Here is a 22,871-nt window from a genome sequence, read left to right on the forward strand (position 1 = left end):
GCAATGCTGCGCATCCGCCTGCTGGTCCCCGGCGAAGTTCACCACCACTCCGGCGGCAACGCCTACAACGCCCGGCTGGTGCAGAGCTTGAAAGCGCTGGGTACCGACGTCGAGGTGCTGGCCGTCGAGGGCGCGTAACCAAGAACCCGCCGGGCCTTGAACTACGAAAACCACCGGGCCGCAAAGCCAGGTGGACTAGAGCCGGGTACGGTGGCCGGCAAAGAACTCCCGGAGCAGAGCAGCGCACTCGTCTTCCCGGACGCCCGGGTACACCTCAACCCAATGGTTCAGGCGGCGCTCGCGGAGCACGTCGAACACCGATCCGGCCGCCCCTGCCTTCTCGTCCCAGGCCCCTAAAACCACCCGTGGAATCCGCGCCAGGACAATGGCCCCGGCACACATCGCGCAGGGTTCGAGGGTAACAACCAGCGTGCAGTCGGCCAGCCGCCAGCCGTCTCCGCTGCCACCGTTGAGCAGTGCAAGCTGCCTTAGCCGCTCGGCCGCCTCCCGGATCGCTACCACCTCGGCATGGGCGGTGGGGTCTCCCAGTTCCTCCCGCTGGTTCCGTCCGGAACCCAGCACAACGCCGTCGGGCCCTATCACCACGGCGCCGATTGGCACGTCCTCGCTAGTGAGGGCGCGGCGGGCTTCGGCAAGGGCGAGGCCCATCCACGCGTGGTGTTTCTTCTGAACGGAGGCCATGGCTCAATGATAGTTTCGAAGGATACCCAGAGCCCGTGACGCAGATCCGCCGGGAGGCACAGTGAGTACAGTCCGAGACCGCGTGGACAAGTGGATCAAGCCGTATGCCGCACTCTGGCTGACCATGATCATCGGCGGCGCACTGGTGATTGCCATGGCCTTGCTGGGCGCCGAGGTCTACTCAGACGTTGTAGATGAGGAAGGGCTGACCAGCCTTGATATTCCTGCACTGGAATACGCCCAGTCACTCCGGAATCCTGAAACGGACGCCTTCGCCACCGGCTTCACCAACGTAGGGGGCGGGATAGGCATGCCCATCCTCGCCAGCATCCTCACTGCCTGGCTGACCTTCCTGAGCAGGACATGGCGTCCCATCGTGCTGGTTGGCGGCGCGGCGCTGGTTTCCACCACAGCCACCACGATGAGCAAGCGCCTGGTGGGCCGGACCCGCCCGGACCATTCGGAGGCCGTGCCGCCGTTCGAGCACACGCCTTCCTTTCCGAGCGGCCACACGCTGAACACCACCGTGGTGATAGGCGTCCTGCTCTACCTCATGTGCCTTCAGTTCCAGATGCTCTGGGCCAGGATTACCGCCATAACCGCCGGGGTCGTCTTCATAATTGCCATGGGCCTGAGCAGGGTGTTCCTCGGCCACCACTGGTTCACCGATGTGATGGCCGGCTGGTTCCTGGGGCTCGCCTGGGTAGGCATCGTTATCCTCGCCCACAGGCTGTTCCACCTGCTGCGCCGAAGGGAGCACGCCGGGCCCGCTCCGACGTTCGAACACCCCGTGGTGCGCGACGTCGTTGCCGACGCAGTGCACCATGACGGACGGCACACCGCCCACGGCGAGGACAAGGCCGGGTGATAGTTTTGACCCATGCGCACTCTCGTTGTGGACCACCCGCTGGTCGCCCATAAACTCACCGTCCTCAGGGACAAGAACACCCCGTCACCGGTCTTCCGGCAGCTGACGGAAGAGCTGGTGACTCTCCTTGCCTACGAGGCCACGCGCGAGGTCCGCACCGAACCGGTCACGATCGAAACGCCTGTCAGCAGCACCGTGGGTACGGCGTTCACCAAACCCACTCCGCTGGTGGTGCCCATACTGCGGGCCGGACTGGGAATGCTGGAGGGCATGACCAAACTCGTGCCCACCGCCGAAGTGGGTTTCCTGGGCATGGCCCGCGACGAGGAAACCCTGGACATCATCACCTACGCCGAGCGCCTCCCCGAAAACCTCACGGGCCGGCAGATCTTCGTCCTGGACCCGATGCTTGCCACTGGCGGAACCCTCCGTGAAGCCATCAAGTTCCTGTTCAAGCGCGGCGCCTCGGATGTCACCTGCATCTGCCTTCTCGCCGCTCCGGAAGGGCTCTCCAAGCTTGAAGAGGAACTTTCCGATGCCAACGTGACCATCGTCCTGGCGTCCATCGACGAAAAGCTCAACGAAAAGTCCTACATCGTCCCCGGCCTCGGCGACGCGGGGGACCGCCTCTACGGTATCGCGGGCTAGGACTCAAGCCTTTCCTGCTCTCCATCCGCAAAGCTACCCTGTGCGGATGGACTGGAAACTGGAACTTGCATACGTCCCCGTATCCGATGTAGACCGTGCCAAGGACTTCTACGTCAACAAGGTGGGGTTCAACGCCGACTTCGATGAGCGCCCCACCGATGCCATCAGGTTCGTCCAGCTGACGCCTCCCGGCTCGGCCTGTTCCATTTGCATCGGGGAGGGGCTCACTGACGCGCCTCCCGGAACCGGCTCAAACCTCCAACTGGTGGTCAGCGACATCCAGGCAGCACATGACCACCTGAAGGGAAACGGGGTGGACGTGAGCGACGTGGACATCCAGGACTGGGGCCATTTCGTGTACTTCGCCGACCCCGACGGGAACCGCTGGGCGGTGCAATATATCCCTGGCCGGGACGCCCAGTAAAGCACTAAGTCCCCCTGCTTTGACCTCCAGCCAAGGCAGGCCGACGGCTGTGTGCCGGGACTTGCGCGTGCGGAGCGGAAAAGCGGGAGACTCAGCGGCAGTTGGGTCTAGTACCAGTTATTGGCGTAGTGGAAGTTCAGGGCTCCACACGGTGACTGGTAGCGCTCCTGGATGTAGTCCAGGCCCCAGTTGATCTGGGTGCGGTAGTTGGTGAGGTAGTCGGCCCCGGCACTGGCCATCTTCTCGGCCGGCAGGGACTGGACAATGCCATAGGCGCCGCTGCTGGGGTTCGTGGCCGTGGTGGTCCAGTCGGATTCCTTGTCCCACAGCGTTACCAGGCACTGCATCTGGTCCTGGGCCCAGCCGTAGGAAGCCAGTTGGCCGGCAGCGTAGGCCTGGGCACCGGCGGGGTCATTGACTGCGACGACGGGTGCGGGTTCCGGAGCAGGAGCGGGCGCAGGTGCCGGAGCAGGCTCGGGTGCCGGCGCGGATGCCGGTGCCGGTTCCGGCGCAGCTGCAGGGGCGGGCTCGGCGGCCGGGGCGGGAGCAGGCTCGGCGGCCTGCGGCACCACGTTGATCGGTTCTGCCGAAGGTGCAGGGTTGGCCTGGATCTCGCTCTGTTCGATGCTGAGCTTGGACTGGGCCTCGGCAGCCTGCGTCTCCGTGGCTGCCACGCGGTTGCCGGCGTCAGTAGCCTGGCCTGCGGCTCCTACCCCAACAAGGAGTGCGCAGGAAGCTGCAACGATTGCGGCGCGCTGGCCGAAGGACGGGATTTTGCCTGCTGCACGCGGGGAATGGGTTTCAGGCCCGGATTTTGGGCGTGCTTTTGCAAGGAATTTTGACATGATGGTTCGCCTCTCACACCTGCGGAGTTAGCTGTCGGGTTCGGATGAGGGCATCCGGCCACACGGAAAATCACGTGCTGGCTTAACCCCAAGGGCAACTGAATGCCCGGGACGGTGGGTCCCCCGCCTCTGCCTTTTGCTCAAGCGGAATCCGGGAAGTGGCAGAGCTTGGCGTCATCCGGATATGCGGCACAAAGGGGAACCGCACCCAATCGACGGTACAGGAGAGGAGTACTTAAGTCACATTTTGGTAACATAGATCACGGATTTCGGCGTGCCGTGTTGCGCTCTTGCCAAGCCCTTCGCCCCTTACTGCATAAGGTAAAGCTGAACAAGAACCGGGTACGGCGGGTCCGTGACGATACCGTTACCGTCCGCCAATGGGGCCTCGACAACAATGGACTCGGCGACGACAGTCCGAGGCGCATCAGGACCTGCCGCAGATGCGACGGACTCCCTGGACCACCGCGGGCTCGTCGGGAGTTCCGGGCGCCAGGTCGTGATCCAGTGCCATGACTTTCTCGTCACTGACTCCTTCCAGTACAAGCTGGGTCAGGTCAACCTCGCTGAGCTCCAGCGGCTTGCCCTCATCGAGCCGTGCCAGCACCAGCAGGTCCTCCGCCAGGGTGTCGTACGTGCAGACTGGCTTCAGGCCCTGGCCAGCGACTTGTCGCCGTCCGGCGGGGAGGTTGTTTGTCAGGGCCTGCGGTGGCCATGGAACAACTCGCCCTCATTGGTTCAGGCGCTGTTGTGGCGCACTAGCGTGTCAGCTGCGGATGCGGTTTTAACGAGCGCAATACTGCGATTACCCCTGTTTCCTGCGCTGGATCTGGCTCCTCTGTCGATCAAGCGGAAAATTTTTCCTGTCCAGGAAAACGCTGACTGGACAGGCCGGAAGTGCGGGGAGGGGAATTCTTCCATTGCGCCACTTCCTGAAGAAAAGTGCCCATGAGGGGGGTTGCCCCGAACATTGTTCTCCAAACCCCGGCGGTAGGCCGTGGTCGTCGGATAACAGCTGTTATTTTTCGCGGTCCGCCGAAATCGTGATTTGCGCCACGTTAGCCGTTTTAGGTCTCACAATGCGGACTATCACGTCCATTGTTACTTGCAAGTTGTCATTGTTACGCTGCACACTTCCAATGTGAACAAGAACTCAACAGCACCTGCAGCCGCAGAATATTGGCCCAGCACATCCGCTGCTGCCGACATGCGCTGTTGTCGAATGTGCGCCTGACCTTCCCACCCTCCGAAGTTTTTAGGCATTCGCCCCCAGCCCAGCGTCGGGCCCCCCTTCCCAGTTCGCAGTGCGGGGAAACCCAGCATTCGGGCCGTGCACGACGGCCATTCACATTGAGGTAAGCAAACATGTCAGTTGCATCCGGATACGTCCACATTTCTGTCCGTAACGCCGCCAAGGCCGGCCAGCCCTCGGGCCTCCGTCCCGGGTTTGGGCCGCGTCCCGCCCTTTCCCCTTCTACTTCCGGGAGCAGCTTCCCCTCGCAGGGCTATGCGCCGCAGGGCTTCAACCCCAATTCCTACGGACAGCTCCGTGCCGTCCAGCCTGCCGAAACAGCGCCCATGACCGCGCCCACCCCGGTTGTCGCTGGGCCCAACGCCGTCCGTCCTGTTTCCAACGACAATGTGGCCCGCGGCTTCGTCCTGTACATGGGCATCGATGAGGAGACCGCGGCGGCGGCCGGAACCTCCATCGCCAAGCTGGCCCAGGAGATCCGGGCCTACGCCCAGTCCCTGGTGGCGGGAGCCGAGAGCTACGCCGCCGTTGCGGTAGCCCCTGCCGGCACGCCCGGTTCCGCGCTCGACGTCGTCCGCTCCACCTTCGGCGACCCCACAGTCAACACCCGCCAGCGCAGCGAAGCACCCCGCCCCCCGCAGGCCCAGGAGCCGCGCCCGTCCGGCGTCCTGATTGACCTGGCCCGCCGTGAAGTACACCTGGACGGCGAGTCGCTCAACCTGACCTTCAAGGAATTCGAACTCCTGAACTATCTCGTGGAGAACGGCACACGCACCGTCGGCCGCGATGAGCTCCTCGAAGGCCTGTGGCGCAACGCCGAAGAGGTGCCCAACGAGCGCACCATCGACGTCCACATCCGCCGCCTGCGCTCCAAGCTCGGCCGCCTGGCCAATACCGTCCGCACGGTCCGCGGCCAGGGCTACCGGTTCTACGAGCACCCCGAGGTGGTCGTCTGGGCCGCTCCGGAGTACTCGATCTAGCTCGTACTTCAGCACCGACAGAAGGCGGCAGGAACCCTCTGCGCCTGCGATCGTACCTCCCCACCGCCACCCTCGCCTCGCAAGCTCGGCCAGGGAACGCTGGCGGCGTGGGCCCAGCGCAACAACGGCGCTTCCGGCGTGTGTCGCCTTCTGTCGTTCAGCTCGCGCTCACCGGGCATGTGCCACCGCGGCTTTATTTTGTGGCGACTAGGCTAAGGCCATGAGTGAGCACCATCTTCGGCGACTTGTGATCATGCGGCATGCCAAGGCTGACTGGCCTGGCGGGGTGGCTGACCATGAACGTCCGCTGGAGGAGCGGGGGCACCGGGAAGCGCCGCTGGCAGGGCGCTGGCTGCTCAAGCACAACATCGTCCCCGACTTCATCCTCTGCTCCAGCGCACTGCGCACCCGGCAAACGTGCACCTGGGTCTGCTCTGAACTCGGTGACAAAGCGCCCACACCCAAGCTTGAAGATGGCCTGTACGCAGCCTCAGCGCTGCGGATGCTGACGGTGATCAACCACGTTCCGGATACGGTCACCACGCTGATGCTGATTTCGCATCTGCCCGGCGTGCAGGACCTCGCCATGCATCTTGCCTCCAGGGACTCCGACCACGACGCCTACATGGACGCAGCCACCCGTTTTCCCACCAATGCGCTTACCGTCCTGGAAACGGAGAAACCATGGGCGGAGCTGGACGGCCAGGACGCGCGCATCACAAAATTTAAGGTTCCCCGCGCGCACTAGCTGCTACACAGCAGCGGCAGCGCCGGTCAGCGGCGCGAGGATGCGCCACTGCCGGGCCGGGTTGCGGGCTTGGTCGAAGGAGAAGCGGACGACGACGGCCGCTTGGCTGCTGCAGGAACGCGCGCAGGAGGGCGGAAACCGCCGGTTCCCCCGCCGCTAGCGCGTGCGGCCGTTCCGCGCTGCCCTGCTGCCCCTGCTGCCCCCTGCTGGGTGGGTCTCCGCTGGCGGGTACCTGCGGCCCCCGGCCGGCGGCCCGCCATCGCAGCTCGTCGCTTTACCGTTGTGGCCTTCCCGCCCGGGCTTAGCAACCGCCGCCCCCGCGGCCAGCACGCGCCGAGGAACAGGACCAGCAACGTGCCCAGGGCCGCCGCGGCAGCCCCAAAAAAGTAGTTGTCCGGGTCGCCGGTGGGAAGCGGCGTGCCGATAAAGGACGATTCCCCGCTAAATGCCAGTTCCCAGGTGCTGAGGAAGGCCAGCGAAAAAGCAATCGTCAGGCTGGTTCCAGCACCGGCAGCGAGCAGGGCAAGGCGGCGGCCCCGGCCAAGGATCTCCACGATGCAGGCGAGGCACGCCAGAGCCAGGACACCGGCGAACGCCACAAACACCGGCTCGGCGAGCGTCATCCCGGTCAGCACCAGCAGGCCGGCTGCAACGATGCCGGTGGTGACTGCAAATTTTCCGCTGTACCCCATGCACTCCATCATCCCCGAGGCGCAGGTTCCTCAGCACCAGGCCGCGCAGTCTGGTCGGGACTGCCGCAACACTTCAGTGTCACGCTGCTGCCGTTCCGTCTCCACAGCTCAAAGTCCGTACTTCTCCAGCAGCCGCAGCCACACCTCACTGATCGTCGGATACGAGGGCACGGCATGCCATAGCCTGTTCAGCGGCACTTCGCCCACCACAGCGATGGTGGCAGCGTGCAGGAGTTCGGAGACGTCCGGGCCGGCGAAAGTGGCTCCCAGCAGGACCTGCCGGTCCTCGTCAACCACCAGTTGCGCCCAGCCCTGGTAGTTCTCCGCATGCAGCGAGGAACCTGCCACCTGGATGGGAAGCTCCACTGAGGAAGCGTTGTACCCGTCGTCGCGGGCAACTTCCAAGGTGCGGCCAACAGTCGCAAGCTCAGGATCCGTGAACACCACGTTCGGTACCGCGTGCTGGTTTGCTGTTTGGGCGTAGCGGCTCCAGGCCTCCGGCGTTCCGGTGAGCTCTCCTTTCGCCCGGGCTGCGATCGCGTCTCCGGTTGCCCGGGCCTCGTACTTTCCCTGGTGCGTCAGGAGGTTCTTTCCGGCGGCGTCGCCCACCGCGTACAGCCACGGTTCGTCCCCCGGAGTTGCCTGCACCAGCCCCGAGCTGTCCGTGCTGAGATCCAGTTGTCCATGCTGGTCCGGCTCGAACCCGATACCCTCCAGCCCCAGGCCATCAAGGGCGGGATGCCGGCCGGTGGCGACCAGTACCTTGTCTGCAGTGATGAACGTCCCGTCGCCCAGTTGCAGGGTGAAAGTGCCGTCGTCGTTGCCGCTGATGCTCTTCGTTTCGGTGTTCAGGTGGATCTCCACTCCATCCGCGCGCAGGCCGGCAGCCACCAGCGCGGCGGCTTCCTCGGGGTATTTCCTGAGCAGCCTGCTGCGTGCCACCAGCGTTACCGCGGACCCAAGGCGGGCGTATGCCTGGGCCAGTTCAGTGCCGGCTACCCCGCCGCCCAGGACGGCAAGCCGCTCCGGAACTTCCTGAGCAGAAGTTGCCTCCCGGGTGCCCCACACCTGCAGGTGCTCCAGCCCTGGGACGGGAGGGACGTTCGGCAGGGATCCGGTGGCAAGGACCACCGCATGGCGTGCCAGCAACTGGTGGGATGTTCCGTCCAGGCCTGCCACTTCAACGCTTTTGGCGGCGGTAAGCCAGGCATGGCCCCTGATGAGGCCGATTCCCGAGTCCTTCACCCACGCAACCTGGCTGTCATCCTGCCAGTTGGAGGTGAAGTAGTCCCTGCGCTTGAAGACGGCAGCAGCGTCCAGTGTCCGCGTGACAGCTTCCTTGGCGCCGGGGGATGTCTGGGCGCCGTGCAGGGCAGTACCGGGCCTCAGCAGCGCCTTGGACGGCATGCACGCCCAGTAGGAGCATTCGCCGCCCACGAGTTCCGCCTCCACCAGCACTGCGGACAAGCCGCCTTGCACCACTCGGTCCGCTACGTTCTCACCCACGGCGCCGGCGCCGATCACAATAACGTCATATTCCTGCTTCACAGGCTGGGGCATCATGGGGACAGCCTACGCCGGGGCAGGTGGGAGTTGCCTGTGCGGACGATGGGGTCGGCTTGCCCCACAAGATGGGGCTGCTAACCCACAAGATACCGCACCTGTGTTTAACGCAGAAGGTCCGCACCGGCGAACCGGTGCGGACCTTATCTGTGCGCCCAAAGGGATTCGAACCCCTGACCTTCTGTTCCGTAGACAGACGCTCTATCCAGCTGAGCTATGGGCGCATCTCGTGTCCTGGAGAAGAACCGCTCTCCCTGAACCTCGAATTACTTTACGCGAGGGTGGGCCGTCGTGCCAAATCGAGACCTATGTAATCTGCACGACTAGACCGGTATAGGTGACCTTTGTCACTTAATCGCGCTGTTCGCTGACACTTTTCCTTGAATTTCCGCGGAAATCAATTTTTGTGTCGGGAATTGGTCAGTAAGCGGCCAAAAAACTGGAGTGGTCCGGACCATAGCATTTAGCACACACCGATGAACCCGAGGAAGGGAACCGAAATGGGCGATCTGGCGCAGAAGCCGCTGCTTGATAACGCACCCACCACACATGCCGGTCTACTGGCATGGGTCGAGGAGGTTGCTGAGCTAACGCAGCCGGACCGTATCTACTGGGTTGACGGCTCCGAAGAGGAGAACACCCGCCTCACCGACGAGCTGGTGGCAGCAGGAACGCTGACCCGCCTGAACCAGGATCTTTTCCCCAACTCTTTCGCGGCCTTCTCCGATCCTGCTGACGTGGCCCGCGTCGAAGAGCAGACTTTTATCTGCTCCGAAAACAAGCGTGACGCGGGGTTCACCAACAACTGGATGGACCCGGCCCGGATGAAGGAGAAGCTGCGCGGCCTGTTCGCCGGCTCAATGCGCGGCCGCACCATGTACGTCATCCCGTTCGTCATGGGCCACCTCGACGCCGAGGATCCCAAATTTGGCGTAGAGATCACGGACAGTGCCTACGTTGTTGCGTCAATGCGCATCATGGCCAGGATCGGCACCGACGTCCTGAACCGCATCACCGAAACCAACGCCTTTTTCGTTCCGGCGCTCCACTCCCTGGGCGCGCCGCTGCAGCCGGGCCAGGAAGACGTGCCGTGGCCCTGCAACCCCGACAAGTGGATCGTCCACTTTCCCGAAGAGCGGTCCATCTGGTCCTTCGGTTCCGGCTACGGCGGCAACGCCCTGCTCGGCAAGAAGTGCTACGCCCTGCGCATCGCGTCCGTCATGGCCCGCGACGAGGGCTGGCTGGCCGAGCACATGCTCATCCTCAAGCTGACTTCCCCCGAACAGAAGACGTACTACGTCTCCGCCGCCTTCCCCTCCGCCTGCGGCAAGACCAACCTGGCGCTGCTCGATCCCACTATCGAAGGCTGGAAGGTTGAGACCCTCGGCGACGACATCACCTGGATGCGGTTTGGCAAGGAAGGCGAGTTGCGTGCGGTCAACCCCGAGGCCGGCCTCTTCGGCGTCGCGCCCGGCACAGGTTGGGGCACCAACCCCAACGCCATGCGCGCCATCGCCAAGGGCAACAGCATCTTCACCAACGTGGCGCTGACCGACGACGGCGGTGTCTGGTGGGAGGGCATGACGGACGAGGTGCCGGCGCACCTCACTGACTGGCAGGGCAACTCCTGGACGCCCGCTTCCGACAAGCCTGCGGCCCACCCGAATTCCCGGTTCTGCACTCCCATTGACCAGATCGACATGCTGGCCGAGGAGTACTACAGCCCTGAGGGTGTCGAGCTTTCCGCCATCCTGTTCGGCGGCCGGCGCAAGACCACCATCCCGCTGGTCACCCAGGCGCGCAGCTGGTCCAACGGTATCTTCATGGGCGCAACGCTTTCCTCGGAAACCACTGCGGCAGCGGCCGGTGCCGTCGGCGTCCTGCGCCGCGACCCCATGGCCATGCTGCCCTTCATCGGCTACGACGCCGGCGATTACCTGAACCACTGGGTCAACCTGTCCGCGAAGGCAAACCCGGAGCGGCTGCCCGCCATCTTCCTGGTCAACTGGTTCCGCCGGAACTCCGAGGGCGGCTTCGCCTGGCCCGGCTTCGGCGACAACGCCCGCGTGCTCAAGTGGGCGATCGAGCGTCTTGAAGGCAAGACCGACGCCGTGGAAACACCGATCGGTTTCGTGCCGAGCGGAGACGCCATCGACCTTGAAGGCCTGGACATGACTCCTGCACAGGTGGAAGAGGCCGTGAAGGTCGACCCCACCGAGTGGGCCGCGGAACTTGCCTCCATCGAGGAATGGTTCGCAAACTTCGGTGGCTCACTGCCGGACGCGCTCCGGTCGGAGCTTGAAGGTTTGAAGGCCCGGCTGGGCTGAACGCTTCGCCGCTGAGGACAACGGCGTCCTAACGACGACGGCCCCGCACCTTTTTCGTAAAGGTGCGGGGCCGTCGTCGCGCTGCTTATTTAGTTGGCGAGCCAAATGTCCGGGCCGAAGACCGCGTACTGGATCCGGGTGGCCGGGATACCGGCATTGATGGCCTCGTTCCGGATGTTCTTCATGATGAAGGGGAGCGGGCCGCAGAGGTAGAGGGCAGCATCCGCCGGCAAGTCCACCTCGCGCAAGGACACAAAGCCTGCCCTGGCTCCCGCCACTGGCTGTTCCAGCCACAGCTGCAGCTCGGCGCCTTCCAGGCGTTTGACGTCGTCCGTCACCTGGCTGCGCAGGGCCCAGGCGTCCAGGGTGCTTTCCGCCACCAGCACCAGCACCTGCCGGCCGGAACCGGGTGGAGTCAGAGGCCTTGACGCAGCCCGATCATGCTGAAAACCGGAGCCATCTGGCGTGCACCGGGGAGATCTGCGATCAGTACCGAATCGAGTTCCCGGTAGAACGCTTCGCGCGCCCTGGCCAGCGCTGAACGAAGCTTGCATTCGTTGATGAGCGGGCAGTTTCCGCCGGGGGCCACGCACTCGGCGGCATCAGTGCGGGTATCGAGCTGCCTCAGCACCTGTCCCACGCTGGCGTTGCGGCCCGCGTGGCTCAGCCGGGAGCCGCCCGTCCGGCCGCGAACCACCTCGATCAGCTCCAGGCTGCGCAGCTTCGCCATGGCTTTGCTGACGTGGTTGTACGGAGTCCCCACGGAAGCGGCGATGTTCTGCGTGGTCAGCAGACTGCCGCCAGGGGCGGCTGCGAGCACCATCAGGGCCCGCAGGCTGACGTCGGCAAAGGCGTTGATCTTCATGCGCGTCAGGCCGGTCTAGTCCAGCCAGATAGCAGGTTTGTTCGTGTCCGCACTCAACTCCCCGAACTCCCACGTCTGGGTTCCGGCATTAGCAGAGTAGGGGAGCGCCGCCGCGAAGACAGAACCATCGCAGTGCTCGGCTGCAACGTGGATCGCGTCCGAGTCTTCCTCAACCAGCAGGATGTCGCAGACTATTGCAGCAGCGCGGAAATCCTCCCGATTTTGCCGCAGGAGGGCTGTAAGATCGCTGATCATCGCGTCGGCATCGAAGTCGCCGTCAGACCCTTCCGCGGAATCTGCCGGCGACACCGCAACAAGCCGCACCTCGCCGTCGTTCTGTACTGTCAGTGCGAAGGGCAGGAAGCCGCCGTTGCGCTGGAGCTGCTCCTGCGCGGCGCTGATGCCCGTGCCCAGGAGGTTCTCCAGGTCCGTGGCGGTGCTTTCCGGCACAGAATCCCGCCAGGAGGCCGGCTCCTGGGACCCGTCATCCCGGGAGCCCTGTCCTTCATTGGCCGGACTGGTTTCTTTGGTCATGCTGCCCTATGCCCGGACAAGGGACAGGACCCGGTCCCGGATCCGTTCCATGGTGGCCCGGTCTGTAGCTTCGGCATTGAGGCGGAGGAAGGGCTCGGTGTTGGACGGGCGCAGGTTGAACCAGTAGCTGCCGTCGTTGGCCGTGAACGTGCTGCCGTCCAGGGTGTCGATGGTGATGTCCTCGCCGGCGAAGTCTGTGCGCACCCGCTCCACTGCGGCGGGCTTGTCATCGACTTCGGAGTTGATCTCCCCAGAGCTGACGTAAGGCTCGTACTCCCGGCCCAGATCCGAAAGCGGTCCGTCCTGCTCGCCCAGCGCGGCCAGAACATGCATCGCCGCCAGCATGCCGGTGTCGGCGTTCCAAAAGTCGCGGAAGTAAAAATGGGCCGAGTGCTCGCCGCCGAACACGGCGCTTTCCTCTGCCATGACTGCCTTGATGAAGGAATGGCCCACGCGCGTGCGGACCGGCCGTCCGCCGTCGTGCTCCACCAGCTCGGACACTGCGCGGGAGCAAAGAAGGTTGTGGATGATCGTGGGGGTTGCCTCCCCCTGGGCCTTCGCGCGGGCAATTTCACGGCGGGCCACCATGCCGGTGATGGCCGACGGCGATACGGGATCACCCTTTTCGTCCACCACGAAGCAGCGGTCGGCGTCACCGTCGAAGGCCAGGCCGATGTCCGCGCCGTGCTCGATCACCGCGGCCTGCAGGTCCCGCAGGTTCTCCGGTTCCAGCGGGTTGGCAGGGTGGTTGGGAAAAGAACCGTCCAGCTCGAAGTAGAGCGGAACGATGTCCAGTGGCAGCTTGGGAAGCAGGGTGTCGCCCAGCACTGCCGGGGTGGTAAGGCCGGCCATGCCGTTGCCTGCATCCACAACCACCTTGAGCGGGCGGGAATTGGACAGGTTAACGAGCTTGCGGAGGTATTCCGCGTAGTCCTTCAGGACGTCGCGGACGCTGATGTGGCCGCGGCTTCCCGCCGCCGGAATGGAACCCTCGTTGAGGTACTGCTCAGCTAGGGCCTGGATGTCCTTGAGGCCTGTTTCCGAGGAAATGGGCACGGCACCGGCTTTGGACATCTTGATCCCGTTGTAGCCGGCAGGGTTGTGGCTGGCGGTGAAGGTGGCACCGGCGCGGTTGTAGAAGCCGCAGGCGAAGTAGAGCTCGTCGGTGGAAATCAGGTCCAGCAGCTCAATGTTTGCGCCCCGGGTGGCTGCGCCGTTGGCGAAGGCCTTGCTGAATTCCGGGGAGGAAGGACGCATGTCGCCACCCACCAGGATGGTCTGGCCTGCAAGCTGCAGGATGTCCACGAACGCCGCCCCCACGGCTTCGACAATTTCGGCGGTGATGGTCTGGCCCACGATGCCCCGGACGTCATACGCCTTGAAGGACGCCGAAAGGTCAAAAGTCGTTGTCTGTTCGCTAGTCACGGGCTTTATCTTACGGGCAAGCCCGGAACTGGTGGCCAGGTTGCGCAGGCCAGGCAGTCGTGTGTGCGGGCAATATGTGGAGCCTCAGGGTTTCCACATAAGACATCGCAGGGTGCCGGCTGTCGGAGGGGGCTGGGATACTGAATCAATGGTCGATAACCAGTACGCCACGGTAACTACTGATCCTGCTCCTGCCTCCGCCACCCATGGACAGGCCTTGAAGGTCCTCCGTGAACTGGTGGGCAACCCGGAGGCGGGCTTCCATGAGGGCCAGTTCGAGGCGATCGAGGCACTGGTCGACGGCGGCCGGCGGGCTCTGGTGGTGCAGCGGACAGGGTGGGGGAAATCAGCCGTCTATTTCGTGGCCTCGCTGTTGTTGCGCCGTAGGGGGGCCGGGCCCACCCTCATCGTCTCGCCCCTGCTTGCCCTGATGCGGGACCAGGTGGCCGCAGCCGCCCGGGCAGGGGTCCGTGCGGTGGCGATCAACTCCGCCAACCAGCTGGAATGGGACAACGTCCGCGAACAGCTGGCCGCCGACCAGGTGGATGTCCTTCTGGTCTCCCCGGAACGGCTGACCAACCCGTCGTTCCGGGAAAACCAGCTCCCCGAACTTATCCGGCGCACCGGCCTGCTGGTGATTGACGAGGCCCACTGCATCTCGGACTGGGGCCACGACTTCCGGCCGGACTATCGCAGGATCGCGGACCTGATCACCCAGCTGCCGGATTCGGTCCCGGTGCTGGCCACCACTGCCACCGCCAACTCCCGGGTGGTACACGATATCGAAGAGCAGCTCGGCGTGGGCGTCCTGACAATCCGCGGCGCCTTGGGCAGGGACTCGCTGCGGCTGGGTGTCCTGACACTCCCGGATGCCAAACAGCGGCTGGGCTGGCTGCTGACCCATCTCACCGACCTTCCCGGCAGCGGAATCATCTACACGTTGGCCGTTTCTGCGGCGGAGGACACCGCAAGGCTCCTGGCGGAGGCCGGCCACGAGGTGCTGGCCTACACCGGCCGCACCGACCCGGCCGACAGGGAGCGGGCAGAACAGCTGCTGAAGGACAACCAGGTCAAGGCGCTGGTGGCCACCTCCGCCCTGGGTATGGGTTTCGACAAGCCTGACCTGGGTTTTGTTGTCCACCTGGGCGCCCCGTCCTCGCCGGTGGCGTACTACCAGCAGGTGGGACGTGCCGGCCGTGGTGCAGCCAACGCCGATGTCTTGCTCCTGCCCGGCACCGAAGACCGGGACATCTGGCAGTACTTCGCCACCGCATCCATGCCCTCTGAGGAAAAAGCAGCGGCCGTTCTCACGGCACTGGCGGAAGCAGGCACAGCCCTCTCTACGGTGGCACTGGAAGCCCGGGTAGATCTCCGCCGTACTCCGCTGGAGCTGCTGCTGAAGGTGCTGTCCGTGGACGGCGCAGTGGAGCGGGTGGGCGGGGGATGGCGGTCCACCGGGCAGCCCTGGGTTTACGATGCCGAGCGGTACCAGCGGATTGCCGAAGCCCGCGTGGACGAGCAGGACTCCATGGTGATCTACCAGGACACCGCCGGTTGCCGGATGGAATACATCACCTCCGTCCTTGACGACGAGACCGCCCATCCCTGTGGGAGATGCGACAACTGCGCGGGGCGCTGGTTCCCGGCAGAGATAGATGAAACAGCTACCGCTGCAGCCGGGCAGACCCTCAGCAGGGCTGGTGGTGTGCTGGAAGCAAGGCTGCAGTGGCCCAGTGGGATGGACCGCCTTGGCGTTCCGGTCAAGGGCAAGCTGAAAGCTGCAGAAGGACTCGCTGAAGGGCGGGTCCTGGCACGGTTGACGGACCTCGGCTGGGGCGGCGCACTGCGCGACCTGTTTGCGGCCGGCGCGCCGGACCGTCCCGTGGAGCCGGGCATGCTGCAGGCGTGCGTGCAGGTCCTGCGCGAATGGGGTGCCGGGGATACCCGCACCCCGGGCTGGAGCGGAGCAGGGCGGCCTGCCGGCATTGTCAGCATCCCTTCACGCTCCAAGCCGGAGCTGGTAGGTTCCCTCGCGCAGGGCATCTCTGGAATTGGCCGTATCCCCTACCTGGGTGAGCTGCAGTTGGCCCACGGCGGCCCTACGGGGAGCCGCGGTGGCAACAGCGCCTATCGCCTGGCCGGGGTGTGGGACCGACTGGTGGTGGGGCCGGAGCTCGAGGCCGCGCTGGCTTCCCTGCAGGGCGGCAGCGTGATGCTGGTCGACGACATTGTGGACAGCAGGTGGACGCTCACCGTCGGCGGCCGCGCTCTTCGCCAATCAGGCGCGGGGGCTGTGCTTCCGCTGGTCCTGGCGCAAGCGGGGTGAGCCGGCCAAATGAGCCGGGCCTCGGAGTGCAGGCCGGCTGAGTCCAGGCCGTCGCAGCCCGGGCTGGTTCAGCTTAGACCGGCCGGGGCCCAGCCCGGTTCGCATTCGGTCGGCTGACTTCTGCTCCTGCGTGGCGCGGCAGGAAGAGGCTGTCGGCGGTGCTGGCCAGCATCAGCAGGGCCATGGCCAGGAAGGCGCCGCGGAATGGCCCTGCGGGATCCTGTGGGAAGGCCGCAAGCCCGTGAAAGGACCGGATCAGGAGTGCCGCGACGGCAATGCCGGTGCCGGTGCCGAGCTGGACCAGGGTGGCTGAGACGGTATTGGCGGAAGTCAGCTGCGCCGGCACAATGTCGGCGTACTGCACCGACGCGTAGGCCGAAAAGCCGATGGAGCGGAAGGCTCCGCTGCACACGAGCAGGGCGAAGGTCAGCGCCTGCGGCGTCTCGGGCGTCAGCAGGGCACAGAGGGCAAAGGTCACCGCCGACGCCAGGGAAGCGAAGACCAGCATCGCCTTGAAGCCGAAACGCCTGATGAGGGGTGTGGTGGCGGGTTTGATGCCAATGTTGCCGATGAAAACGGCGGCCACCATGATGCCTGCATGCAGCGGGGTCCAGCCGAACCCTTGCTGAAACATCAGCGGAAGGAGGAAGGGTATCGAGCTGATGGTCAGCCGGTAGATGAAGCCGCCGGTGGCCATCGCCCTGAAGGTACGGGTACGGAAGACGCCCAGGTCGAAGAGCGGGTTCGGGCTGTGACGCATCCACAGGACAGCGCCAGTCAGGGCCGCTGCTCCTGATAAGGCACTGATGCCGGCCCAGGGAAGATCGGGATGGGTGCTCGCCAGTTCCAGCCCCACCACCAAGGCTCCAACTCCCGCCGTGGTGAGAAGCAGGCCTGGCCAGTCCAGCCTTCGGCCGGGATCACCGGTAGTGGCAGGGACCAGCCGGAAAGCGGCGATGAAGGCCACGGCGCCCAGCGGAAGGTTGATCAGGAAGATCCAGTGCCAGGACAAGTACGTGGTGAGCGCACCGCCCACCAGCGGAGCCAGGACCGGCGCCAGCAGGCCGGGCCACACAAGGAAGGCGGTTGCACGCAGGAGCTCGGATTTTGGGGTTCCCCGCAGCACCACCAGGGTTCCCACCGGTACCATCATGGCCCCGCCGGCACCCTGCAGGATGCGGCTTGCCGTCAGCATGGTGAGGTCCTGGCTGAGGGAACAGGCCAGGGATGCGACGGTGAACACCGCGATGGCGAGGCAGAAGACCCGCCGTGCGCCGAACCGCTCGGCCAGCCACCCACTGAGGGGAATCCCGACGGCCACGGTCAACAAATATGCGGTCATGGTGATGTTGACGTCGGCAGCAGGCACAGCGAAGTCGGCAGCGATGTTGGGGATGGCCGTTGTGAGGACGGTGCCGTCGAGGAACTCCATGAAGAACGTCGCGGCCACCAGGAGCGCGAGGCGGGGGTTCCAGACCTGAGTGGTTCCTGATCCCTCAGCCACCTGGTTGCTTGCTGCCATCCGCTTATCCTGCCACCGGCGGTACGGCCAACGTGCAGGGTGTCCGTTCCCCGGACCGGGTACGCAAAAGGCCCCGGTCCGTGGACCGGGGCCAAACGCGGAGACGGGGGGATTTGAACCCCCGGTCGAGTTTAACCCCGACCCTTCATTAGCAGTGAAGTCCATTCGGCCGCTCTGGCACGTCTCCAATTGCTATTCCTAGCCCACCAAGGATACGCAGATCCGGGCATCCAGTGCAAAACGGCTCACCGCCGGGCTGCCCGCACCATCCTGACCTCACGAAGGTTCTCCCAGTCCACCAGGATGTCCTCGGCACCATCGGGTTCAAAGCCGAAGCGGCGGTAGAACCTGATGGCCTTCGCATTTTCGCCTGCAACCCAGAGGCTCGCCGCCTCACCCCCGAGCGCGGCTTCCAGAAGCCGCGCTCCCAGCCCCAGCCCCTGGTGCGATGCCAACAGATAGAGCCCCCACAGTTCGAGGCTGCCGCACGGCGGCGGCGGGACAGGATGCGTTGCATCCCCGGCCGGCACGCGGCGGACACCGGCGAAACCAACCACTGTGCCGCCGTCGCACGCCACCCATGCCTCGGCCGGTTCAGGGCGGTCCAGCAGCGACCGCCACAGTGCCAACCGGTTGGCCGGACCCACCCCCGACAGAAACGCGTCGGACAGCATCCCCTGGTAGGTTTCCCGCCAGCAGCGCAGGTGCACCTCGGCCAGCCGCTCACAATCGGAAGCGGCAGCGCGCCGCACCGTCAGCGCCGGCGTCATGGGGTCCCGCCGGCCAGCGCCCTCCACAGGAAATGCTGGCTGCGCGCCTGCAGAGCCGCGGCCTGCCGGTTGTCTGACGCCCCGGCGTGCCCGCCCTCAAGTGCTTCGTGGAACCAGACATTCGGGATGCCCATCGCCAGCATGCGGGCCGCCATTTTGCGGGCCTGCACCGGACCCACCCTGTCGTCCGAGGTGGCCGTCCAGATGAAGGTTTCCGGGTACTCGACGCCGTCCTTGAGCAGATGGTAGGGAGAGAAGGTCTTGATGTACTCCCACTGCTCCGGCACGTCCGGGTCGCCGTATTCGGCAATCCAGGAGTGGCCGGCCGAGAGCCTGGTGTAGCGGCGCATGTCCAGCAGCGGCACGCCGCAGGAGACTGCGCCGAAAAGCTCGGGGTACCGGGTCAGCATGTTGCCCACGAGCAGCCCGCCGTTGGACCCGCCCACGCAGCCCAGCCGCTCACGGGAGGTCACCCCGCGGGCTATGAGGTCCTTGGCCACCGCTGCAAAATCCTGGTAGGCCTTGTACCGGTTTTCCTGCAATGCCGCGCGGTGCCACGCCGGCCCGTATTCGCCGCCGCCGCGGATGTTAGCCACCACATAGACTCCGCCACGTGAATGGGCGGCCTGCCCATCCGGACCCGGGACGCCGGTGGTCCGCCGCTCCAGCCACGCCCTGCCCACCGTGCCGCTGTAGGCCGGCGTCCGGGACACCTCGAACCCGCCGTAGCCGGAAAGCTGCGTGGGATTCTGCCCGTCCAGTGCGAGGTCGCGGGGTCCAACCTGGAAGTAGGGGATGCGGGTGCCGTCGTCGGACACGGCGAAGTGCTGCTGGACGTCATACTCACTGTCGGCAAAGAACGACGGCGACGACTTGACCACCGCATGCCGGCTCACCACGCCGGGTGACCCGCTATCCTCCTGGCGCCCGCCGTCGTCATGCAGGTGTTCCGGGGTGCTCCATTCAGGTGTGTCGCGCTCCAGCGTGCCCCGCATCAGAGTGGTGGGGGTGGTGAAGCCGGTGGCTACCAGCCAAAAGTCGTCGCCCGCGCCGCCGTCCGCAGTGGCCGCTGACTCGTCTTCGTCATCCACCGCGTAAGCATTGACGTCATGCAGGGGCGGGCACGCATCAAGGAGGGTGGAGGCCCAGGCGCTGCCTGCGCCGGGGCCGTCCGCTCCAGCCCCCGGCCGGGCCGGGTCAAGCACGCGGATCTCTGATGAGACGTCCTTGAGGAGGTTGAGCAGCAGGAAGTTCCGGGTCCAGCTCCAGGACTGAAGCGACGTGCGGGAATCCGGTGCGAACAGCACCGTAAGGTTCCGCGCTCCGGCGAGGTAGTCCTCGAACCCGCAGGCGAGCAACGAACCTGCCGGGTGCGTCACGCCGTTAAGGGCCCAGTCCTGCTGGGGCCGGAACAGCAGCCATTCCCGGTGCGCGCTGACGTTGACATCGGTGGGAACATCGATCTGCACCCAGTCCCCGTCTCGCAGCACCAGGTTCCTGCGATTAAAGAAATCGATGTAGTCAACGGCGAAGGTGCGTTCGAAGCCGGGCGTGGGGTCGTGTGCCACCACTGCCATCATGTGGTCCTGGGGGACCTCGAAGAGAAGCGGCGCTTCGGCCAATGACGCGCCCCGGTTGAGGGTCACAGCGGTCCGGGCATAGGAGGACGCGGTCTTCGGCAGCCCCTCAGCCGTGGAGGCGACCAGCAGCGTCTCGGCGTCCAGCCAGGACACGTTGCCCTTCGCCGTTGGAAGGTCGAAGCCGCCGCCTGCCGGGTCCACGAAGGCGCGGCGCTCCACGTCGAACTCGCGGTATCGGTTGGCGTCGCCGCCGTCGGGGGAGAGGGCCAGCAGTGCCAGCCGGTACGGCTCCCCGGCCTTGGGGCGGAGGAAGGTGGCACCGTGGAACACCCACTCCTGGCCCTCAGTGGCGGCCAGGACGTCGACATCCAGCAGGACGTCCCATTCGGGGGAATCCGAGCAGTAGCTTTCCCAGGTGGTGCGGCGCCACAGCCCTTTCGGGTTCTGCCCGTCCTTCCAAAAGTTGTAGTACCAGTCGCCGCGCTTGCCCACCATGGCGATCCGGTCCGTGGAGTCCAGCACCTCCAGGATGCTGTTCTCGAGTTTCGCGTAGTCGGCGTCCTCCAGCAGGTCTTCCGTGCGCGAGTTCTGCTCCTTGACCCACGCAAGCTGCTCTTCGCCGTAAATGTCCTCCAGCCACACATTCTCGTCGGTAGGCTCGGGGGCGACGCCCGAGGGGACGCCGCCTGAGGTATCGCCGGAACCGGAGACGGGTGCTGGATCAGCTGCAGTGGTGGTCATTGGGCCATCCAAACAACTTCGGTCCCGGCGGGCAAGTCACGCCGTCAGCCCGTACTCTGGATGCCGTGGAAAAAACGCAGAGCATCCGGACCGCCATCATTGGTGCCGGCCCCCGGGGCACCAGCGTGCTGGAACGCCTGCTTGCCAACGCCGCGGCCCTGGGCGCAGGACGGCCCGGGTCAGTGCGGCTCCACGTCGACGTCATCGACCCCTATCCGGCAGGGCCAGGCCACGTGTGGCAGCCACAGCAGTCCCGGCTGTACCTGATGAACACGCAGTCCTTTTATCCGACGCTGATTCCGCAGGAACCGTCCCTGGCCCCGCCGGTTGCCGGTGCCACCTTCGACCAGTGGCGGGCGGTGCAGCAGCGCATTCCGCTGCCGTCGCTGACGGCAGACGAGCGGGCAGAACTGGCGGTTTTGGCGTCCAGCGACTTTCCCAGCCGGGCCCTCTACGGCCGTTACCTCCGCTGCACCCTGGAGGAGCTGATGGAAAAGGCGCCTGACGGCGTCAGCATCGACTTCCACGAAACCAACGCGGAGTCAGTGCGCCCCGCCGCAGACGGGAGCTTCGACGTCAGCCTTGCCACCGGCACAATGCTGCGCGCCGATGCGGTGGTGCTGGCCCTGGGCCACATCCCGTCGAAGCTGAACCCGGAACAGCGGGAACTGCGGGCCTCGGCGCAACAGCTTAATTTGCAGTACCTGCCGCCTGCCGTTCCGGCGGACGTTGACTGGTCTGCCATTCCGGCCGGTGAACCTGTGCTGGTCCGCGGTATGGGCCTGAACTTCTTTGACACGATGGTGCAGCTTACGGAGGGCCGGGGCGGAAAGTTCGTCAGCAGCGGCGGGCGGCTGGACTATGAACCGTCGGGCCAGGAGCCGCTCATTATCGCGGCGTCCCGGCGTGGCACCCCCTACCGGGCGAAGGCTGGGCTGGAAGGCTACTACCCGTCGTCGGTCAGGCTGCGCTACCTCACGGAAGCTGCGCTGGAGCGCTTCCGCACCGCCGGTATCCGGCCGGGTTTCGACCATGACCTGTGGCCGTTGCTGCACCGCGACACCCTTTGGGCCTATTACACCACCCTGGTGCGCTCGCAGCCCGGTGCGGTTCCGGACACGGCGGCCTTCCTCGCCGCGCTTGAGGAGGCACTGCACCCGCATGCGCACAGTGCCGCCAAATGGGAGGACAGCGTGGAGAGTGTGCTGGCGGTCCATGTCGGCCCCCGCCACCGGCTGGACCTGCCGGGACTGGCAGCGCCGCTGGCCGGGCGCTCGTTCCCCTCGCGCACGGAACTCGACGCCGCGGTGGTGGAATACCTGCTGGACGATGCCCGGCGCTCCGCGCTGGGCGAGGATGATCCGGTGAAGATGGCCATCGGGGCGCTGCACCGCGGCCGTGCAGTCCTCAAGACGGCAGTGGCCGACGGCGGCATTACCGATGAGTCCTGGGTTGCGGGCCTGCGTGGCTGGTTCGAGTCCTTTGTTGAGGGCCTGGCCAGCGGACCGCCGGCGCTGCGCTCAGAACAGCTGGCTGCACTGGCACGCGCAGGAGTTGTCAGTTTTGTGGGGCCGGATCCCAAATTCGGGGTGGACCGCAGGAATGCAGTGTTTACTGCAGCGTCCCCTTGGGTGGACGGGCCGCCGGTCACTGCGAGGACCATGGTGGAGGCCCTTGCCCCGGGCAACAGGGTGTCTGCCAACGATTCGCCGGTCCTGGAGCGCCTGCTGGCCGAGGGCCTGGTGCGGTCCAAACTCATGATGACGGCGGAGGGGGCTCCCGTGCAGTCCACCGGTTTGGACGTTGTGCCGCATCCGTACCGGCCGGTGGCAGCCAACGGCTCCGTCACGGAAAACCTTTACGTGCTGGGGCTGCAGCTCTCCTCCTCCCAGTGGGGGACCGCGATCGCTGCCGAAGCCCAGCAGCCGGGGGAGCCTGCCTACCGCAGCGGCCAGCGCACCCTGCGCGACGCGGACGAGATTGCCCAGGCAATTCTCGGGCTGTAACTGCCCGGACGCTCTCTCACTTGATGCGCTTAAAGCCCAAATGCTCTGTCACA

The 22,871-nt window shown here is 65.5% G+C and carries 21 protein-coding genes, 2 tRNA genes and 1 riboswitch; of the genes, 9 read left to right on the forward strand and 14 right to left on the reverse strand.

The window, feature by feature from the left end:
• The first annotated feature begins 3 nt into the window (after positions 1–3).
• The gene (locus tag FDW84_RS19880) at positions 4–138 is read left to right on the forward strand and encodes a hypothetical protein (protein ID WP_256371715.1); all 135 of its coding nucleotides are present in this window, start codon (positions 4–6) and stop codon (positions 136–138) included.
• 57 nt (positions 139–195) lie between these two features.
• Here FDW84_RS19880 and FDW84_RS06545 read toward each other — a convergent pair whose 3' ends face one another.
• Positions 196–702, reverse strand: a complete 507-nt coding sequence (locus FDW84_RS06545; protein ID WP_138607706.1) for a nucleoside deaminase — start codon at positions 700–702, stop codon at positions 196–198.
• 124 nt (positions 703–826) lie between these two features.
• On the opposite strand from FDW84_RS06545, the gene FDW84_RS06550 reads away from it, so the two are divergent.
• The 3 genes from FDW84_RS06550 to FDW84_RS06560 are packed head-to-tail and all read left to right on the forward strand — an operon-like array spanning position 827 to position 2,642.
• Positions 827–1,570 carry a phosphatase PAP2 family protein gene (locus FDW84_RS06550; RefSeq protein WP_371419139.1) on the forward strand — a complete coding sequence of 248 codons (744 nt, stop codon included), beginning with the start codon at positions 827–829 and terminating at the stop codon, positions 1,568–1,570.
• 12 nt (positions 1,571–1,582) lie between these two features.
• A complete protein-coding gene (gene upp / locus FDW84_RS06555) occupies positions 1,583–2,218 on the forward strand; it encodes a uracil phosphoribosyltransferase (RefSeq protein ID WP_138607708.1) in 636 nt (211 codons plus the stop codon).
• 46 nt (positions 2,219–2,264) lie between these two features.
• Complete coding sequence (locus FDW84_RS06560) at positions 2,265–2,642, forward strand: glyoxalase superfamily protein (protein WP_138607710.1); 378 nt, start codon at positions 2,265–2,267, stop codon at positions 2,640–2,642.
• A gap of 107 nt (positions 2,643–2,749) precedes the next feature.
• Here the strand turns inward: FDW84_RS06560 and FDW84_RS19265 are convergent, their stop codons facing one another.
• Complete coding sequence (locus FDW84_RS19265; protein ID WP_171046687.1) at positions 2,750–3,487, reverse strand: aggregation-promoting factor C-terminal-like domain-containing protein; 738 nt, start codon at positions 3,485–3,487, stop codon at positions 2,750–2,752.
• Between the two features lie 5 nt (positions 3,488–3,492).
• Positions 3,493–3,654: riboswitch (cyclic di-AMP (ydaO/yuaA leader) on the reverse strand.
• Positions 3,655–3,914: 260 nt separating this feature from the next.
• On the reverse strand, positions 3,915–4,094 hold the full coding sequence (locus tag FDW84_RS06575; RefSeq protein ID WP_371419138.1) for a hypothetical protein: 180 nt from the start codon (positions 4,092–4,094) through the stop codon (positions 3,915–3,917).
• Between the two features lie 758 nt (positions 4,095–4,852).
• On the opposite strand from FDW84_RS06575, the gene FDW84_RS06580 reads away from it, so the two are divergent.
• A complete protein-coding gene (locus tag FDW84_RS06580) occupies positions 4,853–5,719 on the forward strand; it encodes a winged helix-turn-helix domain-containing protein (RefSeq protein ID WP_138607714.1) in 867 nt (288 codons plus the stop codon).
• Positions 5,720–5,939: 220 nt separating this feature from the next.
• Positions 5,940–6,467, forward strand: coding sequence for a SixA phosphatase family protein (locus tag FDW84_RS06585; RefSeq protein ID WP_138607716.1), 528 nt, complete (start codon positions 5,940–5,942; stop codon positions 6,465–6,467).
• A gap of 26 nt (positions 6,468–6,493) precedes the next feature.
• On the opposite strand, the gene FDW84_RS06590 is transcribed toward FDW84_RS06585, so the two are convergent.
• The 3 genes from FDW84_RS06590 to FDW84_RS06600 form a co-directional block, all read right to left on the reverse strand.
• Entirely contained in the window at positions 6,494–7,159 is a 666-nt protein-coding gene (locus FDW84_RS06590) for a hypothetical protein (protein ID WP_240721409.1), read from the reverse strand.
• Between the two features lie 108 nt (positions 7,160–7,267).
• Positions 7,268–8,719 (reverse strand): dihydrolipoyl dehydrogenase family protein, encoded by a 1,452-nt coding sequence (locus FDW84_RS06595; RefSeq protein WP_371419140.1) that lies wholly within the window; start codon positions 8,717–8,719, stop codon positions 7,268–7,270.
• A gap of 153 nt (positions 8,720–8,872) precedes the next feature.
• Positions 8,873–8,946: transfer RNA gene (locus FDW84_RS06600), tRNA-Arg, on the reverse strand.
• Between the two features lie 276 nt (positions 8,947–9,222).
• Here FDW84_RS06600 and FDW84_RS06605 point away from each other — a divergent pair.
• Positions 9,223–11,049 carry a phosphoenolpyruvate carboxykinase (GTP) gene (locus FDW84_RS06605; protein WP_138607722.1) on the forward strand — a complete coding sequence of 609 codons (1,827 nt, stop codon included), beginning with the start codon at positions 9,223–9,225 and terminating at the stop codon, positions 11,047–11,049.
• An 89-nt stretch (positions 11,050–11,138) separates the two neighbouring features.
• Here the strand turns inward: FDW84_RS06605 and FDW84_RS06610 are convergent, their stop codons facing one another.
• Genes FDW84_RS06610 through FDW84_RS06625 form a run of 4 tightly spaced genes read right to left on the reverse strand, consistent with a single transcriptional unit; the run spans position 11,139 to position 13,873 of the window.
• Positions 11,139–11,429 carry a ferredoxin reductase domain-containing protein gene (locus FDW84_RS06610; protein ID WP_240721410.1) on the reverse strand — a complete coding sequence of 97 codons (291 nt, stop codon included), beginning with the start codon at positions 11,427–11,429 and terminating at the stop codon, positions 11,139–11,141.
• A 35-nt stretch (positions 11,430–11,464) separates the two neighbouring features.
• Positions 11,465–11,914, reverse strand: a complete 450-nt coding sequence (locus FDW84_RS06615) for an RrF2 family transcriptional regulator (protein ID WP_138607724.1) — start codon at positions 11,912–11,914, stop codon at positions 11,465–11,467.
• 15 nt (positions 11,915–11,929) lie between these two features.
• Complete coding sequence (locus FDW84_RS06620) at positions 11,930–12,448, reverse strand: hypothetical protein (RefSeq protein ID WP_240721411.1); 519 nt, start codon at positions 12,446–12,448, stop codon at positions 11,930–11,932.
• A gap of 6 nt (positions 12,449–12,454) precedes the next feature.
• Positions 12,455–13,873, reverse strand: a complete 1,419-nt coding sequence (locus FDW84_RS06625; protein WP_138607726.1) for a phosphomannomutase/phosphoglucomutase — start codon at positions 13,871–13,873, stop codon at positions 12,455–12,457.
• A gap of 148 nt (positions 13,874–14,021) precedes the next feature.
• On the opposite strand from FDW84_RS06625, the gene FDW84_RS06630 reads away from it, so the two are divergent.
• Positions 14,022–16,199, forward strand: coding sequence for a RecQ family ATP-dependent DNA helicase (locus FDW84_RS06630; RefSeq protein ID WP_138607728.1), 2,178 nt, complete (start codon positions 14,022–14,024; stop codon positions 16,197–16,199).
• A gap of 73 nt (positions 16,200–16,272) precedes the next feature.
• Here FDW84_RS06630 and FDW84_RS06635 read toward each other — a convergent pair whose 3' ends face one another.
• The 4 genes from FDW84_RS06635 to FDW84_RS06650 all read right to left on the reverse strand — a co-directional run bounded on the left by FDW84_RS06635 (position 16,273) and on the right by FDW84_RS06650 (position 20,812).
• On the reverse strand, positions 16,273–17,721 hold the full coding sequence (locus tag FDW84_RS06635; protein WP_138607730.1) for an MFS transporter: 1,449 nt from the start codon (positions 17,719–17,721) through the stop codon (positions 16,273–16,275).
• Positions 17,722–17,819: 98 nt separating this feature from the next.
• Positions 17,820–17,908 (reverse strand) — tRNA-Ser (locus FDW84_RS06640).
• 58 nt (positions 17,909–17,966) lie between these two features.
• Positions 17,967–18,491, reverse strand: a complete 525-nt coding sequence (locus FDW84_RS06645; protein WP_138607805.1) for a GNAT family N-acetyltransferase — start codon at positions 18,489–18,491, stop codon at positions 17,967–17,969.
• Complete coding sequence (locus FDW84_RS06650) at positions 18,488–20,812, reverse strand: prolyl oligopeptidase family serine peptidase (RefSeq protein WP_138607732.1); 2,325 nt, start codon at positions 20,810–20,812, stop codon at positions 18,488–18,490. Before FDW84_RS06650 ends, FDW84_RS06645 begins: the two co-directional genes overlap by 4 nt.
• A gap of 65 nt (positions 20,813–20,877) precedes the next feature.
• Here FDW84_RS06650 and FDW84_RS06655 point away from each other — a divergent pair, with 65 nt between their 5' ends.
• Complete coding sequence (locus tag FDW84_RS06655) at positions 20,878–22,818, forward strand: FAD/NAD(P)-binding protein (RefSeq protein ID WP_138607734.1); 1,941 nt, start codon at positions 20,878–20,880, stop codon at positions 22,816–22,818.
• The last annotated feature ends 53 nt before the right edge of the window (positions 22,819–22,871 follow it).

It is taken from the genome of Pseudarthrobacter sp. NamE5 (assembly GCF_005796225.1).
In the GTDB taxonomy this organism is placed as follows: Bacteria; Actinomycetota; Actinomycetes; order Actinomycetales; family Micrococcaceae; genus Arthrobacter.